Source organism: Lysinibacillus sp. NPDC097279 (assembly GCF_044761745.1).
GTDB lineage: Bacteria > Bacillota > Bacilli > Bacillales_A > Planococcaceae > Lysinibacillus.
Genome location: NZ_JBIWDA010000008.1, coordinates 86,598 through 105,435 on the forward strand (window position 1 = coordinate 86,598; position 18,838 = coordinate 105,435).

General features: G+C 36.0%; 21 protein-coding genes. 20 read left to right on the plus strand and 1 reads right to left on the minus strand.

The window, feature by feature from the left end; all coding sequences use genetic code 11:
- Nucleotides 1-29 precede the first annotated feature (29 nt).
- The 19 genes from ACIQ1H_RS21125 to ACIQ1H_RS21215 all read left to right on the plus strand — a co-directional run bounded on the left by ACIQ1H_RS21125 (nt 30) and on the right by ACIQ1H_RS21215 (nt 17,703).
- Nucleotides 30-1,010, plus strand: coding sequence for an ABC transporter substrate-binding protein (locus ACIQ1H_RS21125; RefSeq protein WP_402891686.1), 981 nt, complete (start codon nt 30-32; stop codon nt 1,008-1,010).
- Nucleotides 1,011-1,321: 311 nt separating this feature from the next.
- Nucleotides 1,322-1,894 (plus strand): manganese efflux pump, encoded by a 573-nt coding sequence (locus tag ACIQ1H_RS21130; protein WP_173478057.1) that lies wholly within the window; start codon nt 1,322-1,324, stop codon nt 1,892-1,894.
- Nucleotides 1,895-2,167: 273 nt separating this feature from the next.
- Nucleotides 2,168-2,767, plus strand: coding sequence for a heme uptake protein IsdC (isdC, locus tag ACIQ1H_RS21135; protein ID WP_402891692.1), 600 nt, complete (start codon nt 2,168-2,170; stop codon nt 2,765-2,767).
- Nucleotides 2,767-4,290: an NEAT domain-containing protein gene (locus tag ACIQ1H_RS21140; protein ID WP_402891695.1), complete on the plus strand. Its 1,524-nt coding sequence runs from the start codon at nt 2,767-2,769 to the stop codon at nt 4,288-4,290. The genes isdC and ACIQ1H_RS21140 overlap by 1 nt, the downstream gene beginning before the upstream one ends.
- An 87-nt stretch (nt 4,291-4,377) precedes the next feature.
- Nucleotides 4,378-5,643, plus strand: coding sequence for an NEAT domain-containing protein (locus ACIQ1H_RS21145; protein WP_402891698.1), 1,266 nt, complete (start codon nt 4,378-4,380; stop codon nt 5,641-5,643).
- Between the two features lie 4 nt (nt 5,644-5,647).
- On the plus strand, nt 5,648-6,562 hold the full coding sequence (gene isdE / locus ACIQ1H_RS21150; RefSeq protein ID WP_402891700.1) for a heme ABC transporter substrate-binding protein IsdE: 915 nt from the start codon (nt 5,648-5,650) through the stop codon (nt 6,560-6,562).
- Nucleotides 6,563-6,767: 205 nt separating this feature from the next.
- Nucleotides 6,768-7,733 (plus strand): FecCD family ABC transporter permease, encoded by a 966-nt coding sequence (locus ACIQ1H_RS21155; protein ID WP_173478053.1) that lies wholly within the window; start codon nt 6,768-6,770, stop codon nt 7,731-7,733.
- Between the two features lie 5 nt (nt 7,734-7,738).
- Complete coding sequence (locus ACIQ1H_RS21160; RefSeq protein WP_173478052.1) at nt 7,739-8,509, plus strand: ABC transporter ATP-binding protein; 771 nt, start codon at nt 7,739-7,741, stop codon at nt 8,507-8,509.
- Nucleotides 8,510-8,521: 12 nt separating this feature from the next.
- Nucleotides 8,522-9,298 carry a class B sortase gene (gene srtB, locus ACIQ1H_RS21165; protein WP_402891704.1) on the plus strand — a complete coding sequence of 259 codons (777 nt, stop codon included), beginning with the start codon at nt 8,522-8,524 and terminating at the stop codon, nt 9,296-9,298.
- Between the two features lie 403 nt (nt 9,299-9,701).
- Nucleotides 9,702-10,229: a YceI family protein gene (locus ACIQ1H_RS21170; protein ID WP_173478050.1), complete on the plus strand. Its 528-nt coding sequence runs from the start codon at nt 9,702-9,704 to the stop codon at nt 10,227-10,229.
- 275 nt (nt 10,230-10,504) lie between these two features.
- Nucleotides 10,505-11,431 (plus strand): NAD-dependent epimerase/dehydratase family protein, encoded by a 927-nt coding sequence (locus ACIQ1H_RS21175; protein ID WP_402891707.1) that lies wholly within the window; start codon nt 10,505-10,507, stop codon nt 11,429-11,431.
- Nucleotides 11,432-11,570: 139 nt separating this feature from the next.
- A complete protein-coding gene (locus tag ACIQ1H_RS21180) occupies nt 11,571-12,347 on the plus strand; it encodes a class I SAM-dependent methyltransferase (protein WP_402891710.1) in 777 nt (258 codons plus the stop codon).
- Nucleotides 12,348-12,606: 259 nt separating this feature from the next.
- Nucleotides 12,607-13,245, plus strand: coding sequence for a nitroreductase family protein (locus tag ACIQ1H_RS21185; protein WP_402891712.1), 639 nt, complete (start codon nt 12,607-12,609; stop codon nt 13,243-13,245).
- Between the two features lie 145 nt (nt 13,246-13,390).
- The gene (locus ACIQ1H_RS21190) at nt 13,391-13,819 is read left to right on the plus strand and encodes a MarR family winged helix-turn-helix transcriptional regulator (RefSeq protein ID WP_402891715.1); all 429 of its coding nucleotides are present in this window, start codon (nt 13,391-13,393) and stop codon (nt 13,817-13,819) included.
- Between the two features lie 41 nt (nt 13,820-13,860).
- Nucleotides 13,861-14,157, plus strand: coding sequence for a putative quinol monooxygenase (locus ACIQ1H_RS21195; RefSeq protein ID WP_402891717.1), 297 nt, complete (start codon nt 13,861-13,863; stop codon nt 14,155-14,157).
- Nucleotides 14,158-14,374: 217 nt separating this feature from the next.
- A complete protein-coding gene (locus ACIQ1H_RS21200) occupies nt 14,375-14,950 on the plus strand; it encodes an RloB family protein (RefSeq protein ID WP_402891720.1) in 576 nt (191 codons plus the stop codon).
- 243 nt (nt 14,951-15,193) lie between these two features.
- Nucleotides 15,194-15,964 (plus strand): ABC transporter ATP-binding protein, encoded by a 771-nt coding sequence (locus tag ACIQ1H_RS21205; protein WP_402891723.1) that lies wholly within the window; start codon nt 15,194-15,196, stop codon nt 15,962-15,964.
- Between the two features lie 15 nt (nt 15,965-15,979).
- A complete protein-coding gene (locus ACIQ1H_RS21210) occupies nt 15,980-16,933 on the plus strand; it encodes an ABC transporter substrate-binding protein (protein ID WP_402891725.1) in 954 nt (317 codons plus the stop codon).
- A gap of 14 nt (nt 16,934-16,947) precedes the next feature.
- Nucleotides 16,948-17,703 carry an ABC transporter permease gene (locus ACIQ1H_RS21215; protein ID WP_402891727.1) on the plus strand — a complete coding sequence of 252 codons (756 nt, stop codon included), beginning with the start codon at nt 16,948-16,950 and terminating at the stop codon, nt 17,701-17,703.
- A gap of 29 nt (nt 17,704-17,732) precedes the next feature.
- Here the strand turns inward: ACIQ1H_RS21215 and ACIQ1H_RS21220 are convergent, their stop codons facing one another.
- Nucleotides 17,733-18,173 (minus strand): winged helix-turn-helix transcriptional regulator, encoded by a 441-nt coding sequence (locus tag ACIQ1H_RS21220; RefSeq protein ID WP_402891729.1) that lies wholly within the window; start codon nt 18,171-18,173, stop codon nt 17,733-17,735.
- A 125-nt stretch (nt 18,174-18,298) separates the two neighbouring features.
- Between ACIQ1H_RS21220 and ACIQ1H_RS21225 the strand changes: the two genes are divergently transcribed.
- Nucleotides 18,299-18,817, plus strand: coding sequence for a DUF4242 domain-containing protein (locus ACIQ1H_RS21225; RefSeq protein ID WP_402891732.1), 519 nt, complete (start codon nt 18,299-18,301; stop codon nt 18,815-18,817).
- Nucleotides 18,818-18,838 lie beyond the last annotated feature (21 nt).

Genomic DNA, 18,838 nt, shown 5'->3' on the forward strand with positions numbered 1-18,838 from the left:
TTCTATCATATACATTGGGGGAAAAAAAGATGCAAAAGGCATTTCATAAGCTATTGGTATTGCTAGCTGTAATGGCTATTTTTGTTCTTGCAGCGTGTGGCAATTCGAAAGATAACGAGAAGGAAGAAAGTCCAAAAGAGGGCAATGCATATAGTGTCGAACATGCAATGGGGACAACTGATGTAAAAGATACACCAAAACGTATTGTCGTACTGACAAATGAAGGTACAGAAGCACTTTTAGCTTTAGGTATTAAGCCTGTAGGTGCAGTTCAATCATGGTCAGGTGATCCATGGTATGACCATATCAAAGATCAAATGGACGGTGTAGAAGTCGTTGGTGTAGAACATGAGATTAATATTGAAAAAATTGCTTCTTTAAAGCCCGATTTAATTATTGGTAATAAACTAAGACAAGAAAAAGACTATGCAAAACTTAGCAAAATTGCACCAACAATTTTTTCTGAAACATTACGTGGTGACTGGAAAGAGAATTTTAAATTATATGCAAAAGCAGTAAATCAAGAAGCTAAAGGTGAAGAAGTATTAACAGCCTACGAAGATAAATTACAAGCATTAAAAGAAGAACTAGGTGATCAAACGAATAAAGAAATTTCGTTTGTACGTTTTATGGCAGATAAATCTCGCATCTACTACACTGATTCATTCTCTGGTGTTATTTTTGATGAATTAGGATTTAAACGTGTTCCAGCTCAAGCAGACTTATTTAAAGATAATGCAAAATTAGGGAAATTGGCTATTGATTTAGGAAAAGAAGCAATTCCTCAAATGGATGGGGATGTTATATTCTACTTCACATACATGCCAACGGGTGATGATGCTGCATTAGCAACTGAACAAGAGTGGACACAAGATCCACTTTGGAAAAACCTAACTGCTGTTCAAGAAGGCAACGCACATAAAGTGGATGATGTCATTTGGAATACAGCAGGAGGCATTCTAGCTGCAAATATTATGTTAGATCAAGTGAAAGAATTTTTTGTTAAATAAAATTATTCAGAACCACCTACTGTAGAAAATCTATTTCTTACAGTAGGTGGTTTTTTGTTTCGCGGAAACCCGTGGTGCTACCGCGGAAAAAGGTGCTTGAAACGCGGAAACCCGAGGTGCTATCGCGGAAAAAGGTGCTTCAAACGCGGAAACCCGAGATACTACCGCGGAAAAGAGACTTTTTCTTTGATGATTACATCGCATCACAGATGAACGCCTACTTGAACAAAATTTGCTCCTCATATTATAGCAATGGGTAAACGCATTTCTTGACGTATTTATGCCGAAGCGTTATGGACAGGAGGGAAATCATGCATTGGATAACCATTATTCTGATTGGTATAGCTGCCAATTTAGATAATTTAGGGATTGGCCTTGCATATGGTGTTAAGCGAGTGAGGATTCCTATTGTATCGAACGCAGTCATTGCCATCATTTCAATGATTGTCACTTATGTGGCAGTAACGGCTGGTAGTACAGTAGTAGAGTATATTTCTCCACACACAGCCAATCTTTTGGGAAGTCTTTTGCTGTGTGCGATTGGGGTGTATACGCTATTCTCTAACCGCCTTTCCAAAAACGGCATCGCGAAAAATCCTGAAGTGTTTGATGAAGATAAAAACTACATTATTTCAATTAGAGAAGCAATGACACTTGGCTTTGTTTTATCGGCAAACTGTTTAGCAGGCGGAATTGCCATTGGAGCGAATGGTATTTCAGCTATATGGACGGTTATCTCAATTGGAATCTTTTCCTTTATTACTGTTGGCGTAGGAATTCATTTTGGTGCCCTTCTTTCAAAAACATATATTGGCATGTACTCGACAGCAATTTCAGGATGGTTATTAATTTTAATTGGGGTGTTTGAAGTTTTTGCTAAATAATAAAATGAAGGGATATTACTGATGTTTAACAGTGATATTCTTTTTTTTATGAGGAAATTTTGACATATTGAGGACGTTTTTGGATTGCTAGTTGACATACTAAGGTAACAGAGATTATTCTTTGGATAGATAGTGTAATTGAGAATTATTTTCGTTTTCATTCTCATAATATTGATTTCATGGAAATATTGAGAATATAATTCGTATCAATTATAATGTTTAATGGAAATTAAATAAAAATTTTCCATAATTATTAGAGGGGGCGTGCAACACATGAAGAAAATAATGATGTTGGTCATGCTAGTCAGTATGGTTATTTTTAATTTAGCGTTACCACATGCATCTGCTCAAATGGCTGATGGCACATATTCTGTAAAATATCAGGTGAATAAACCAGATAGTAGCTCAGCATCTATTGCGAATGATTATTTCGTAAAGCCAGCAACGGTGACAGTGAAAGATGGTACAGCGACTGTACAAATTACATTAAAGAATAGTGCTTGGATTACTAAATTTCAACCACCAGGTGGAGCAGCAGTTGTTAGCGAAGATAAAACAGCTGATACACGTGTTGTACAATTCACAGTAAAAGATTTATCAAAGCCAGTTGTAACATCTATGAAAATTGATATCGATGATATTAATTATCACCATGAGTATAGCGTTTCACTAGTATTTGATGCAGCGGTATCAGGAAGTTCAGCAGCTACAACAACAGCAACAAATAATACGAAAACGTCAACAGGATCTGAAAGTCAAGTGTCTAATCCACAAACAAGCGATGCGATGCCTTATTTATTACTAGTTGCATTTGCAGGATCAGCATTTTTACTTTATAGAACTAAATACAAAACAAAAATGGAGGGTCAATAATGGCTAAAAATCGTCAATCTCGTGCAACAAAAATCGTACTTGCTTCATTATTAGCAGCATCACTTTCAGTTCCAACATTTGCATCAGCAAAGGTGGCTGACACAACAACGACAACTATATCTACAGATGTAAAAGTGGAAGCTACGGCTGAAACAACAGAAGGGACAGTTGTAAAGTTCCAAACATTTAAACCTGGTACAGATGAAGCAGGATACATGGATAAGTATTTTGCTGGAACAGGCTTACTTGTTGAGAAAGATGGTACATATACAGTGAAACTAACGATTCCAGCTCAATTTGCTGCAATGATTCCTGGTTTCCAAATAAAACAAGGCGATAAATATGTAGATGCGACAATTGAAAAGCAACAAGATGGTTCAAGCATCGTGTCATTCCCAGTAGATCCAAAAGTAAAAACGGGGGCAAAAGTACATGTAGTTGCTTCTCAAGCAAACATGGATAAATGGTATGACTTTGATTTCCAACCAGTTGCGACAACTGAGGTTACAGAACCAACTGAGGAAGTAAAAGAAGAACAACCTGAAAAAGAGGAAACAGTTGTTACTGACGAAGAAGAAGATGTTGATTTATATGAAGGTACTGTAACAGTTTATAAAGATGGAACGAAAGAAGAATCCATCATGAAAAACTACATTAGTTCTACTGTAGTTGTTGGAGATGCAGATGGCACATACGTTGTAGGAATGGTATTCCCTAAAGGGCAGTATGTTCAATCATTTAAAGTAGACGGTAAAGACGCTGTTTTAGAAGAAGAAGATAAAGAAACAAATGAACGTATTTATACTTTTGAAGTAAAAGATTTAAAAGCACTTGCAAACGCTGAAATTCATATTATCGTAGATGAGCCTGCAGCGGGCGTAAAATATGATTCAGTTCATACTGTACAATTTAGCTTTAATGTAGATTTAAGCAAACCAGTTACAGATACTGAAGAAACAACAGGTGAAAATCCATTTAAAGATATCGATAACAACGAAAATAAAGAAGCAATCCTTAACTTACTAGCTTATGAGATTATCATGCCGCAAGATAAATTTAATCCAAATAACAATTTAACACGTGCTCAATTTGCATTAATGATTGCACGTACTTTAGAGTTAGAAGCTACTGAAGTTGCTGGCTTCCAAGATATTAAAGGTATTGAAGCAGAAAATGCCATTAACGCTCTTGCTGAATATGGCATCGTAGAATCACGTGAAAAATTCAATCCAAATGGCATTTTAACACGTCAACAAGGTGCATTAATGATTTACCGTGCTATCCAAGCTGTCACTGAAGGCGACTTAAATGTTCAAATTTCATTACCATATGCTGATGTAGCTACAATTGCGAATGATGAAGCGAAAGAAGCTTTCTCATTACTGAACAAAGAAGGCATTATGACAGGATCTGTTGCGAAAGATGGTAAAACTTACATCAATGCAAACAAACCATTAACTCGTGGACAAATGGCTAAAATTTTAAATAACTCTTTAAAATTCTTCTATGAATTTGAAGAATAAGAATAAGAATTAAACAATAGCAACTTCCTTTCTCACTTAGATGAGGAAGGAAGTTACTGTTGCTTCTATAGAAATTGGGGGTATTTTATGAAAACATACAATAAAAAAGTTATCTTTTTATTGTCTTTTATCAGTGCAATAATCTTGGTGTTTATCCCTCAATTGCCGTTACATGCACAAGCCGAAGTAGGTAGTTTGTTAAAAAATGGGAGCTATCAAGTTGAACTAAGTTTCTCATCCCTTGATGGAGTGGAACCAAATCGATTTTTCAATGAAGAGGCAACAATTAACATAGTGAATGGCCAATATACTTTGTCTATGGCGATAAATCATTCATATAGTTTACAAGAGATACATATTGAACAATCGGAAAAATGGTCTTCTTCAATTTTAAAATGGACTGAAAATTTAGTTCAGTTTGATGTAAAAGATTTAGAAGAACCTATTATTATAAAGGGTCTTTTAGCTTCAGAATCTGTAGAGGAAAGTTTTCAATTTGCTCAGCAACTTCGTATCATATTAAAAGCACCAATCGAAGAAAATGAACAAGACAATATAATAGAAGAAACTACACCTAAAAAACAATGGTCAATTGATTATATTTTGTACGCTGATGGAAAAAAAGAGCAATCCATTATGAATACGTATGTCAATCCAGTGGCAAAGGTGATAGAAAAAGACGGCAAATACTATGCCCAGATGACCATTTTAAAATCTGCTTGGGTAACGGGGTTAACAGTTGATCAACGAGGGACACAGGTGGAACCAACACTTGTATCTATTGTGGGAAATGAGAGAATTGTCGAATTTGAAGTAGTTGATTTAACAAGACCATTGCGTATGTGGGTACAAGTGGATATTCCAGATATTGCATACCATCATCAATATTTTGTTGATTTACAATTTAATGCGCAACAAGTGGCGAATATTTTAGAAAAACCAATCAAAGCGGAGCCTCCTAAGCAAGATGATAGTGTGAAGCCTCCAGACGCCTCAAGTGACAAAATAGAGAAGCCATTAGAGGAAAAAACAGAGGAACCTATAACAAATGTTAATTTGCAGTCATTGCCAACAGTTCAGTCTCCTTTCACAGCATTACCAGAAGAACAGTTAGCTTTTGACCGTACACTTGATGCAAGTGCTGAGGACAAGGTAGAAGAAGAACCTACTGTAACTGAAGAAGAAAAGCAACCAACAATTGAGCAGGCTGAAAATAAAACGAATGTAGATCAACAACTTGCCCAGTTAGATAAAGTGAAATTACTATTGTTAGTGGTCATTTGTTTACTATCGGGCTGGTTACTCATTCGTCGCTTAAGAAATTCCAAAAATACTGAACAAAGTAGGAGATGACTATATGTCAAAAAAACAAAAAAACTGGCTGGCATTGATAGCGCTTATGACAGTATTTTTAATTGCTGGTTGTAGCGGTGGGGGCGAGCAAGCAAAGAATGAAGCATCTACTAAAAAAGCTGAAGAATCAGTAGCAAATACACCAAGTGAAAATCGTATTATTGCAGGTACAGTTGTTATAGCTGATATTTTAGATAAGCTAGAGCTTGATGCTATTGCAGTACCAGAAACAGGAAAAGTATTAGCAAAGCGCTTTGAAGGTTTACCTACAATAGGTAATGCAATGGAGCCAGATATGGAAATTGTAAAATCATTAACTCCTACCGATGTATTATCAGTGTCCACATTACAATATGATTTACAAGATAAATTTGAACAGCTAAAAATACCTGTGAATTTTTTAAATTTGCAAAGTGTTGATGCGATGATGGCTGAAATAAAAACATTAGGTGAGCGATATGATCGGTCAGCTCAAGCAGAAGAATTAGTGGCGGGTCTACAAAAGAACATTGATGCTGTACAAACTGTCGCTGCCAATAAAGAAGGACCTCGTGTTTTAATATTACTTGGTATTCCAGGAAGTTACTTAGTAGCAACTGAAAATTCTTATGCTGGCGACCTTGTCAAACGTGCGGGGGGAATAAATGTAATGGAGGGGCAAGAAGCAGAGTATTTATCGTCAAATACGGAGTACTTGCATAATAGCAACCCTGATATTATTTTACGTCTATCACACGGCATGCCTGATGAAGTTGTTAAAATGTTTGATGAAGAATTTAAAACAAATGATATTTGGAAGCATTTTGACGCAGTGAAAAATGGTAAAGTATATGATTTGGAAGAAGAATTATTTGGAACGACAGCTTCCTTACAGGTGCCACAGGCTTTAGGACAGTTAATGGAAATTTTTTATCGCTAATAAGTAAGCTGAAATTGTCGCTCGTATTGCAAGATAACTCTTGCCGTAGAGCGCTTTTCTTATATTTCTATTACATAGTATTTTTTCGTTCCTGAGCAGTCGTAGTGAGCGAATCTTTTAAATAAGTAAAATCGACGCAATTCTAAGCTGCACATTCACTGTGCAATGTGATTTTGCGGAATTCGATTAGAAAAAGGAATCCGATATGACGAAAAAAATAATAAGTTTTGCATTGGTAATATTATTGTTACTAATTTCGATGATTTACTCAGCCACGACAGGTAGTATTAAAATGGGCTTTTTTGAATTTATAGGTGCATTGTTTGAAGAAGGAAATAGTCAGATGGAGGCAATACGTGATTTGCGTTTTCCTCGTATTCTAGTCGCTTTATTTGCAGGTGCTGCGCTTTCTGTTTCAGGTGTATTATTGCAATCAGTTATGCGTAATCCGCTAGCAGACGCTGGCGTCATAGGTATTTCATCAGGAGCAGCATTTGTACAATTATTTATTATTTCATTTTTTCCAGCTCTCTTTTTTATGACACCGATATTAGCGTTTATAGGTGGAGCATTTGCTTGTGCGCTAGTGTTTGCCTTGTCTTGGAAATCGGGATTGAGTCCTTTAAAATTAATATTAGTAGGGATTGCGATTAATGCGATGTTTACTGGTCTAACAGAAGCATTTTTAAGTCTAGGTGGCTCATTGAATACATCTGCTTCTAGTGTCGTCGGATCCAATTTAACAATGCGGACATGGAAAGATGTGACGACTATTGCAACATACGGAACGATAGGCTTAGTCGCAGCATTTGCGTTATATAGCTGGTGTAATCTTCTCGTTCTACAAGATAAAACGGCAAAAAGTCTCGGCTTTAACGTAGCACGCGCGCGTTTAATTATTGCCGCAGTTGCTGTATTATTAGCAGCCGTGTCAGTGGTCGTTGCAGGTGTTATTTCCTTTGTCGGCTTATTAGTTCCACACATTGCCCGACGTTTAGTTGGACATGATCATCGATACCTAATACCGTTTACGGCATTAGCAGGTGCCTTATTAATTTTAGTGGCAGATACAATTGGTCGAACAATCGTTGCACCAATTGAAATCCCTGCATCAACTATTATGGCAATTATCGGTGGCCCGTTCTTAATATTCCTTTTACGAAAAGAGTGAAGAAAATGGAAATGCACGACCTTATCGTCTCGCATGATAATACACGCAATCATTTAGATGGAGTCTCAACGAGCATTCAAAAGGGCAAAATTACAACGATAATTGGTCCGAATGGCTGTGGGAAATCAACATTACTAAGTGTGATGTCACGAAATAATATGCCGAAATCGGGGCATGTTTCTTTAGAAAATAAAGACTTAGTCCATTATAAGCCAAAAGAGTTTGCTAAAAAGCTAGCAATTGTTTATCAACAAAATGATGTCCCAAAAGATTTAACCATTGAAAAATTAGTGAGTTTTGGGCGCCTTCCGCATAATACAATGTTAAAACGTAATCATGAGGAAGATGAAAAAGCGATTGATTGGGCATTAGCATGTACAAACTTATTAGAAAAGCGAAAAAATGATTTAGAAGCGCTATCAGGCGGTGAACGACAACGAGTTTGGATCGCGATGGCATTAGCACAGCAATCTGAAATTTTATGCTTAGACGAGCCGACTACGTATTTAGATATTTATTATCAAATGGAGTTATTGGAGCTTGTAAAAGAATTGAACGAAGAACATGGTTTAACAATTGTTATGGTGCTTCATGATATTAACCAAGCAATTCGTTATAGTGATCATATTATTTTGATGAAAGCAGGACAAATTATAGCTGAGGGCGCACCGCGTGACGTCATCACAAAGGAAGTTATTAAAGAAGTCTATGGAGTTGACGCAATCTTCAATGAAGATGAACAGCTCGGTCTTTATATGGTGCCTCTTGGTATTTAAGTTGGTGAAACGATGAAAAAATGGAAATCAAAGCTTTTAACAGTTTTATACTTGTCTATATTTTTATACTCTGGCTTTGTGCTAGTAAAGTATGTCTACACATACTATGAATCATCAAAATCTTTAAAAGAAGTGCAAACGATTTACGCTGAAACATTGGCGACGATTCAAGAAGAAGTAGTTGAGGAAGACATTTCAAATACTGAAATAGAAACCAAATATACGATTAGACCTCAGTTTCATGATTTATTAGCTGTAAATAAGCGCATAGTTGGCTGGATTTCAGTAGATAATACAAAGCTCAACAATCCAATTTTACATGCGGATAACAATGAATTTTATTTAAACCATAATTTTAAAGATAGGGAAAGTCGTGCAGGCAGTGTTTTTATGGATTATCGAAATGACACTCTTGATATTAGTCGTAATACCATTTTGTATGGTCATGCCATGAAAGATGGGACGATGTTTGGTAGTTTGAAAAATTACTTGAATCAAGATTATGCCGATGCACATCGTACAATTTATTTAGATACATTATATGAAGGGTATGATATTGAAGTATTTGCTGCTTATGAGACAACAATTGATTTTTATTATATTGAAACAGAATTTAAAACAGACGAGGAATTTCTTCAGTTTATCGGAGAAGTTCAAAAGCGTTCTACAATTGATATGAATGTAGATATAGGACCAGACGATAAAATTATTACGCTTTCTACATGTAAAGATTCCGTAATTAGTGATGACCATCGATTTGTTGTACAAGGGAAATTAGTGAAACGTTAACTAAGTTGAAAATCGCCGATAGAAGCTTATGAATCGCCTGTTACAGTTCGCGTTTCGCCGATTGGACAGGAGAACTCGCCGATAAAAGCCTATGAATCGTCGGTAAACCTTCGTAAAGCATCGGACATCAGCTTTCCTTTTGCATCTTCATTAAAATGAGTAAGAATGACGTTAAGAATAAATTAAATAAATTACTTGACGTAAATTAATTATTAATATATAGTAAGTTACATAAAGTAATTGATTACTTTTAGTAACGGAAAATTAGCTAAGATGTACTGCGAAGTAACTACATATGTTTAACCCATTTATTTTTGGGTAACATAATTAGAGTAGTTACTTCATATTTTAACATATATCTCGAATTCGAGATATAAAACAATTCAAATTGGAGGAATTTAAAATGGCAAAATGGAATATCGATTTAGGACACTCAGCAATTAACTTTCAAGTAAAACACATGATGGTATCAAAAGTAAAAGGTGTATTCGATTCTTATTCAGCTGATATCGAAGCAGCAGATCTTGCAGATTTAACAACAGCAAACATTAGCATTACAATTGATGCAGCAAGCATTAACACTCGTAGCGAAGATCGCGATAATCACTTAAAAGCAGCTGATTTCTTTGATACAGAAAAATACCCAAATATTACGTTTAAATCAACAAGTATTACAAAAAAATCAGGTGATGAGTATGCCTTAACTGGTGATTTAACAATTAAGGATGTTACAAAACCAGTTACTTTCAATACTGAATTCAATGGTAAAGGTACAAACCCATGGGGTCAGGAAGTATATGGTTTCGAGGCAGAAACGACAATTAACCGTGAAGACTTCGGTTTAACTTGGAATGCTGCTTTAGAAACTGGTGGAGTACTTGTAGGGAAAGATATTAAAATTTCAGTTGAACTAGAAGTAAACCCTGCGTAATAATGTTAGCCCATGTTGTAAAAAAATAAAGAATAAGTTTTGTGAAAATCCGCTCGGCTTCCATGAGCATAGTATGAGGTGGGTCGCTAGCTAACGCTTGCGATTCTCTTGTGTACATGCTTGGAAGACTGTGTGGATTTTTGTCTTTTAATAGAATGCTCATTAAACTTTTACCTGCGGACGAAGGTCTGTTAAAATAATCCAGTAGTATGTTCCTTGCATATTTTTAGCAATTAATGCATATAAAACATCATATTGTTTTTGGGGGCGATGGGATGAATGTATTAGTGACAGGTGGCTATGGGTTTATTGGTAGTGCCGTGGCGAGGCGTTTTTTTGAAGAAGGCGCCAATATTTATATAATTGATAATTTAAGTACAGGACATTTACGGAATATTGATTTCGAACATAAATCGTACTTATTAAATGTTGAAGATGAAGTATGTGAGCATTTCTTTAAGGAAGTAGCATTTGATGTAGTCGTTCATTGTGCGGCGCAAACGAGCGTTCAGCTCTCTATCCAAGAGCCAATGAAGGACATATTAACAAATATCGTGGGGCTAAGCCAAATGCTCTTTTATTCAACTAAATACAATGTGAAGCATTTCGTGTTCGCATCTTCTGCAGCGGTATATGGTAATAGTCACTATCCACCGTTAGAGGAAACAGATATTAGTGAGCCAGTTTCGATGTATGGGCTAAATAAAAGCATTGGTGAAACATATTGTGAAAAGTGGCAGCGTGATTATCGTTTACCAACGCTCATCTATCGTTTTGCAAATGTTTTTGGTCCAAGACAACGTATGCAAGGGGAGGCGGCTGTTATCCCTAGTATGTTGAAAAGTAGTCTTGAAGGTAGACCTTTTACTATTTATGGCGACGGTGAACAGACGCGTGATTTCATCTACGTAGATGATATTGCAGATGCCATTTATGCTGGAGTAGAAGCTAGACTTCAAGGTATCTACAATGTTTCAACAAACGAAGCGTGGTCACTTCATCAAGTGATATTATTATTACAACATTTAAATCATCCATTAGAAATCCAATATGCCCCAGCAAGAGAAGGGGATATTGAGCATTCATTTTTAAATAATGAAAAGCTTGCTAATGCGATTGGCTGGAAGCCGAAAAAAACATTTGCAGAAGGCATTGAGCTGACAATCCAAGCATTACAGAAAGAAAAAATTGTAGAAATTTGATATTAAATTATTATGTCTGCGCTCATTTCGAACGCAGATTTTTTTGTTGATATAGCTTGAGAAATTGCATTATATTATGGTATTTATAGTAAAATAATACTTATATTGTTTTGAATTATACTGAAAAGAGGGATGGAAAGTGGGAATTGATTTTCACAGTAAAAATAGTAGTAGTACTTATACAACTCGCAGTGCTGACGAATCATGGATAAAAGCAATAAATAAACTTGTACCAATTGAAACTATGTCGAAGGCTTTAGATATTGGATGTGGTGGCGGTATTTATTGTAAGGCGCTATCAGACATGGGCGTTGATTCTGTTACAGGTGTGGATTTTTCCGAAGCTATGCTTGCAGGCGCAAAAGAAAACTGTAAAGACTATAAAAACATCGAGTTTAAGTATGGCACGGCTTTTGATAGTGGCTTAAGTAGTAGCAGTTTTAATTTATTGCTTGAAAGAGCTTTGATTCATCATATTGAGGATTTACATGGTTGTTTTAATGAGGCATATAGATTATTACAGGATGGCGGATATTTTATTGTTCAGGATCGTACCCCTGAAGATTGTTTATTAGAAAGTAATGAGAGTCATATTAGAGGATTTTTCTTTGAGCTTTTCCCAAGATTAGCTGAAAAAGAGACGAAACGTAGACATAATAGTCAATCTGTAAGGGAAATGCTGAAAGTAGTTGGATTTAGAGATATTGAAGAAGTACAGTTATGGGAAACTAGAAAAATATATGATGCTAAAGAACAATTACTTAATGACTTACGTGAGAGAACGGGAAGAAGTATTTTACATGAATTAGATGATCAAGAATTAAACTTCCTAATAAATCATATTGATGCGTCCATAGCAAGCGATGTGAATATCGTCGAAAGAGATAGATGGACAATATGGAGAGCGATGAAATAATTTTTTTTTATTATTGCTCAAGATTTCCTTGAACAATATTAACAAGCAACAGACAAAGCTATCGTTTTGAATAAAGTGATAGCTTTTTATTTATGGTATGCTAAGTTCTATCAATTTCCTAAGTATTAACCAATTTTCGGTACACGAATCATAAGAGTTGATTATTTATCAATTTCATATTATATTATTTGACATATCAATCATTGACTAGTCAATTATTGATAAGGCAATTAAAAAAGAAAAGAGGATTTGTTACACTATGCTAAAATATCAAAAAACAAATGATTTCAATGAAATTGTATATGGACGTCGTTCCATTAAAGAATATGATCCGACCGTTAAAATCAGCCGTGAAGAAATGAGTGAAATAATTACTCAAGCATCAAAAGCACCTTCTTCTATTAATATGCAACCATGGAGATTTGTCGTTATTGATAGTGAACAAGGGAAAGCACAGCTTGCACCCCTAGCTAGATTCAACAAAGAAAAAGTTATGAGCGCCTCCGCGGTAATCGCTGTCTTTGCTGACCGCAATAATTTTGATTACGCCGAAGAGATATACAGCTCAGCCGTTGATCTTGGCTATATGCCGAAGGAAGTGAAAGAATTTCAATTAAATGCTTTTACACCAATCTATGAAAAAATGTCAAAAGAGGAAATGAAAGATACGATTATGCTAGATGCAGGTCTTGTCTCCATGCAACTTATGCTAGTAGCTCGTGCTTACGGATATGATACGAATCCTATCGGTGGTTATGAGAAGGAACTGATTGCAGAAGCTTATGGTTTGGAGAAAGATCGATATATTCCGGTAATGTTAATTTCCATCGGTAAAGCAATTCATGAAGGATTTCAATCGTATCGCTTACCTGTCGGCAAAACGACAATGTGGAAATAATACTAAAATAAGCACTGCTATGGTCATTTATGTTGCGCGATAAATATTTTTATATTATATTTATTGACAGGTCAATGATTGAGCGTTCAATGAATAGTAGCCTCGCCTTTATGTTGGCCTCATAAATTACTTAGGAGGTCTATAGATGCGATGTTCATTTTCAAATCAAGAACAAATATTACATCTGCTTAAAGGGCTTAATAATCAAATTAGCCCAAAATTCGAACGCTGTACAGGCATTAGCGCATCACGCTATGAATTGCTATACCAGCTTTATGAGGCAGATGAAATTAATCAATCTACACTTCAAAAAGCTGTTAATATAGACAGTGGTGCCATTACTCGTCATTTAAAACAACTTGAGGCGAACGGTATGGTAACAAGACGACGTAATCCAACTGATAATCGTGAAATATTTGTTCGTCTGACAGATGAAGGCCGTAAGCAAATTGTTGGTTACAAAAAAGAAAAGATTCTTTTCGTTAATCAAATGCTGCATGATTTCAACTCTGAGGAATTAGAAGCATTATCTAAGATGCTTTCTCGTATGCAAAACAATATAATTGATTATTAATATTTCTTACAAATAAACAAACTAAAAAAGGATGAAACACTATGATTATTATTCACGCACATCTTCAAGTAAAACCGGACCAAGAGCAAGCTTTCTTGCAAGAAGCAAAGACACTTCTTGCTGCAACAAGAGCTGAAAAGGGCAACATTAGCTATGATTTAATGAAGTCTACTGAACAAGATTGCCATTATACAATGGTTGAAATTTGGAAAGATGTAGAAGCTACTACAGCCCATAATACGAGTGAGCATTTCACGGCTTTTACTCAAAAAGCTCAAACTTTTATGGCTGCACCTATGGACTTGAAAGTATTCAGTGGAGAACCTCTAAAAGCATAATATTATTAAATATAGGGCACCTCAAGAAGTTCATTCTTGGGGTGTTTTTTTGATTTTATAGGGACAATACAAATACTGCATTTGGCATGTGTCATAGTAGCTGCATACAATAAAGAAAAGTATCTTTTTCTATCATGTAAGGTCAATTCGATGCAACACCAGTTATGAATGAATACTTATCCAATCAATATTTATGTGAAGTGGAGGTATTTGACTAGTGAGCGTACATCAACATGGTAAGCGGACAATACGAAAAACGATATTAATTTATTGTGAGGGAGAAACGGAACGCATTTACTTTGAGCAATTGCGCATTTTAAAACGCTCGAAAACAGTAAGTGTGAAAATAAAAAACGTGAAACGTTCTGCCATTAAGCTAGCACAACACGCTTTCCGTGATTCCAGTTATCAATATTTTGATGAAGTTTGGATTGTTTTTGATAAGGATGATTTAACAGATAAGCAACTAGACGAAGTAAATGTGTTCTGTGAGGAAAAAAATATTCATATAGCTTATTCAAATGAGGCATTTGAATTGTGGCTATTGTTACACTTTGAGGAAGTGGATGTATCTGAAAAATACCCACGTGCAGTGCTGAACAACAAGATGGAAGAACATTTAGGTGTGTCACGATATTTCCGTCATAAGGCGGATGAATCAATTATTGCACCAATTGCACTACTACATGAAGTAGCTATAAAAAATTGTGCGGAAATGATGTCCCTGCGAAATAAAGAAAATCGCGATAACCCTTATTGCAACATACATGACATGATCCAATACATATTCTAAATCTGGCGGATGTCTTGTTCAGCTAACGTAAGAGAAAGGTGAAGCATTATTTGAGTACAGGCGATGAATAATTTGCAGGTTTTTTATTTAAAAATAGAAAACCTGTTTTTTATGCGAATTGTCGGAATACAAATATATTTCTTGAAATTAGGTTGAAATTTTAAACTGAGTATAATAAAATAACTTAAAACATATTAAACCTAGTAAAATTATAAGATTAAAATGTGAGGTGACAATTGCATTATGACAGCACCGCTAATTTCTATTCAACAGGTAAGTAAAGCATTTACTGAGCAGACAGTGCTTCATGAAATTTCATTGGATATTCAAAAGGGAGAGATTATTGCCATATTAGGAAAGAGTGGTTGTGGCAAAAGTACATTGTTAAATTTAGTTGGTGGCTTTGAGCAGCCATCTAGTGGACAGGTATTGTTAGAAAACCAAGTTGTTACTAGAGCAAGTAAACGCTGTATTATGCTTATGCAAAATTATGGATTACTTCCTTGGCGTTCTGTGCAAAAAAATGTAGAGCTCGCATTAGAGGGAGAGATTTTAACGAAGAGTGAACGACAGCAACGTGCGCATTATTATTTGAAGCTTGTTGGCTTAGAAAATCGATTAAGCGCATTACCTAGTGAATTATCGGGCGGTATGCAACAGCGTGTTGCCATTGCACGCGCATTAGCGATTCGTCCAGAGGTAATTTTAATGGACGAACCATTTGCAGCACTTGATACCTTTACACGTTATTACTTACAGGACGAGCTACTTGCTATTCAAAAAAAGGAGCATACAACTATTTTATTGGTGACCCATGATATTGACGAGGCTATTTATTTAGCTGATCGTATTTTTATTATGAGTCCTAATCCCGGACGCGTCCATCGTGAATTACATATTCGTAGTGCGAAACCACGGGATCGTTCAGATTCGGAATTTCAGCATTTTCGTGAGATTATTTTCAATGAATTTCAGTTTACGCATCCGCAAGATACGATTGAATACAACATTTAAAATGGAGGTAAAACGATGAACAAGAAGTTAGGCATATTTTTACTAGCATTGATACTAATGCTTACGCTTGCGGCATGTGGAACGGATGAAAAAGGGTCAGTATCACAAACAGAAGGCAATAAAAAGGTAGTGAAAATTGGGTATTTACCAATTACGCATGCTGCACCACTTTACATGCAAACAGATAAAGAATACGAAGGTTATGCCATTGAGCTTGTAAAATTTGGTTCATGGCCAGAACTAATGGATGCTTTAAATACAGGGAAAATTGATGGTGCATCAGTGCTTATTCAATTAGCGATGAAGGCAAAAGAACAAGGAATTGACTTAAAGGCAGTAGCTTTAGGACATCGAGATGGCAATGTTTTAGTGGCAGCCCCTACGATAGAAAACGTAGAGGATTTGAAAGGGCAAAGCTTTGCGATTCCAAATAAATATTCTACACACAATATTTTGCTATATCGCATGTTACAAAACGCGGGCTTAAATTATGAAGACGTAAATGTTGTAGAGCTACCACCAGCAGAAATGCCAGCTGCGCTTGCGGAAGGTCGCATTGCAGGATATGTAGTAGCAGAACCATTCGGTGCTATTTCTGTGGCACTTAATAAGGGTGAAGTGTTATTCCAATCAGAGGAAATTTGGCCGGATTCAATTGACTGTGGACTAGTCCTTCGTCATGATTTTATCGAAAAAAATAAAAATATTGCAAAACAATTTGTCAAAGATTATGCCGCTGCTGGTGAGCTCATGAATGCAGGGGGAGACCATGCACATGATGTTGTTGCTAAATATATTAAAGTTGATAAGGATGTTTTAGATTTATCGTTAAATTGGATTTCGTATCATAACTTGAAAATTGAAGCGGATGCGTATGCCATTTTAAGAGATTCATTAATTGAGATTGGCTTGTCAGAGAACCCACCAACATATGAGGAATTTGTTGATACAACATTATTGGAAGAATAGTAGGGTGCATATGTATGAAAAAAATAGGACCAATTTTACTTGGATTTGTGTTATTAATAGGCGTTTGGCAAATAGTAACGATTATTGGTGATCATGATGCAGCATTATTTCCGCCACCATTAGCTGTTTTTATGGCGTTACTGGATATCATCAAAGATGGCTCTATATTCGAGCATATACAAATTAGTTTGTTTCGCTTTTTTAGCGGTTATTTGTTAGCAGTTGCTGTCGCTGTAATTGTCGGATTAGTTGTCGGGAGATTGGTGAAAGTTTGGGCTGTGCTAGATCCAATTGTACAAATTCTACGTCCTGTATCACCGATTGCCTGGTCACCTTTTATCGTACTATGGTTTGGCATTGGCAATATGCCAGCCATCGTCATTATATTTATTGCAGCCTTTTTCCCCGTGTTATTATCCACAGTGACTGCAGTGAAAAAAGTTGATGCGACTTATTTACGAATTGCAGCCAATTTTGAAATGTCACAGTTTAACCTATTGCGTAAAATTGTTTTTCCCGCTGCTTTTCCTATGATTGCAAACGGGTTGCATATGGCATTAGGAAGTGCCTGGATATTCTTAGTTGCAGGAGAAATGGTGGGTGCGCAATCAGGATTAGGCTTTTTAATAGTCGATGCTAGAAATTCACTTAGTTTAGATTTAGTTATGGCGGCCATTATTGTTATTGGCGTACTCGGTTTGTTGCTCGACAAGGTCATTCGTTATTTTGAAGGCTGGGTTGCGAAAATTTGGGGCGGACAAGGAGCTTAGAATGGGCAAAAAAGAGCTAGCCCAATAAATTATTGGTTAGCTCCGTTTTGAATGGCACGTATTTGAATCGTATCGCTACGCTCCCCAGTGTTTTTTGAATAGTAACCAATTTCTACTCGGTCACCTGATTGCGCATCAACAATTTCTTTATAGCAAGGGTCCAAATATTCGCTGCCCCATAAAATCATTGCATTAAATACAGATTCTAATGCCTTTCCTGATTCAGTTAATGAATAGGCATAACGCGGTGGATGTGCAGAGTAAAGTGCGGAAGCAACTAAACCTGCTTCTTCTAAAGATTTTAAACGTGCAGACAATAAATTTGCTGAAAGACCAGGCAAATTTAATTTAATGTCATTAAAGTTCGATTGACCGATTAATAGTTCATGTAAGATGAGCAATGTCCATCGATCACCGATAATGTTCAATGTTTGTGCAATATTGCATGGTAAGTCATATCTTGTTTTCATAGTGTTCCCTCCATGCAGTAGTGTAGCACAAATCATAATTTTTAGTAAATTCAGTTGTTTTTATTAAGTAAGTATAATAAAATAACTCACATAAAGAAAAAACAAACTATTCGGAGGTATTTACTATGAGTTTATTTTTAGTAGAATCAACAGTTAGTGAAGTAACGAACAAAGAGCAATTTGCAGCATTAGTGGAGCGTGTAGGACAAGAGCAGGATGTAACTGTTATCGAAGTACAAGTAGCAAAGGATTTTAGCCGTGCATACTTTATCGTGGAGGCAAATGAAGAATCTCAAGCAACAACTGCACTAGCAGCTCAAAACATTCAAATAGATTTAGTAAAAGAAGTTCGCCTAGTTGGGAAAGAGCTAGATGAAGTTAAAACAAAGCAAGAAGTTGTGAACTATTTAGTAGAGTGGGAAATTCCAGCAGAAATTACAATGGATCAATATTTAGCGCGTAAAAAGAAAAACTCAGTTCACTATGAAGAAGTACCAGAAGTACATTTTTCTCGCACATATGTATGTGAAGATATGACAAAGTGCCTGTGCTTCTATGACGCACCAGATGAAGCAGCTGTAAAACGTGCTCGTGAGGCAGTGCAGACACCAATTACATCTTTAACTGAATTAGCTGATAAGTAAAGGATAGGATAGGAGTGGAGA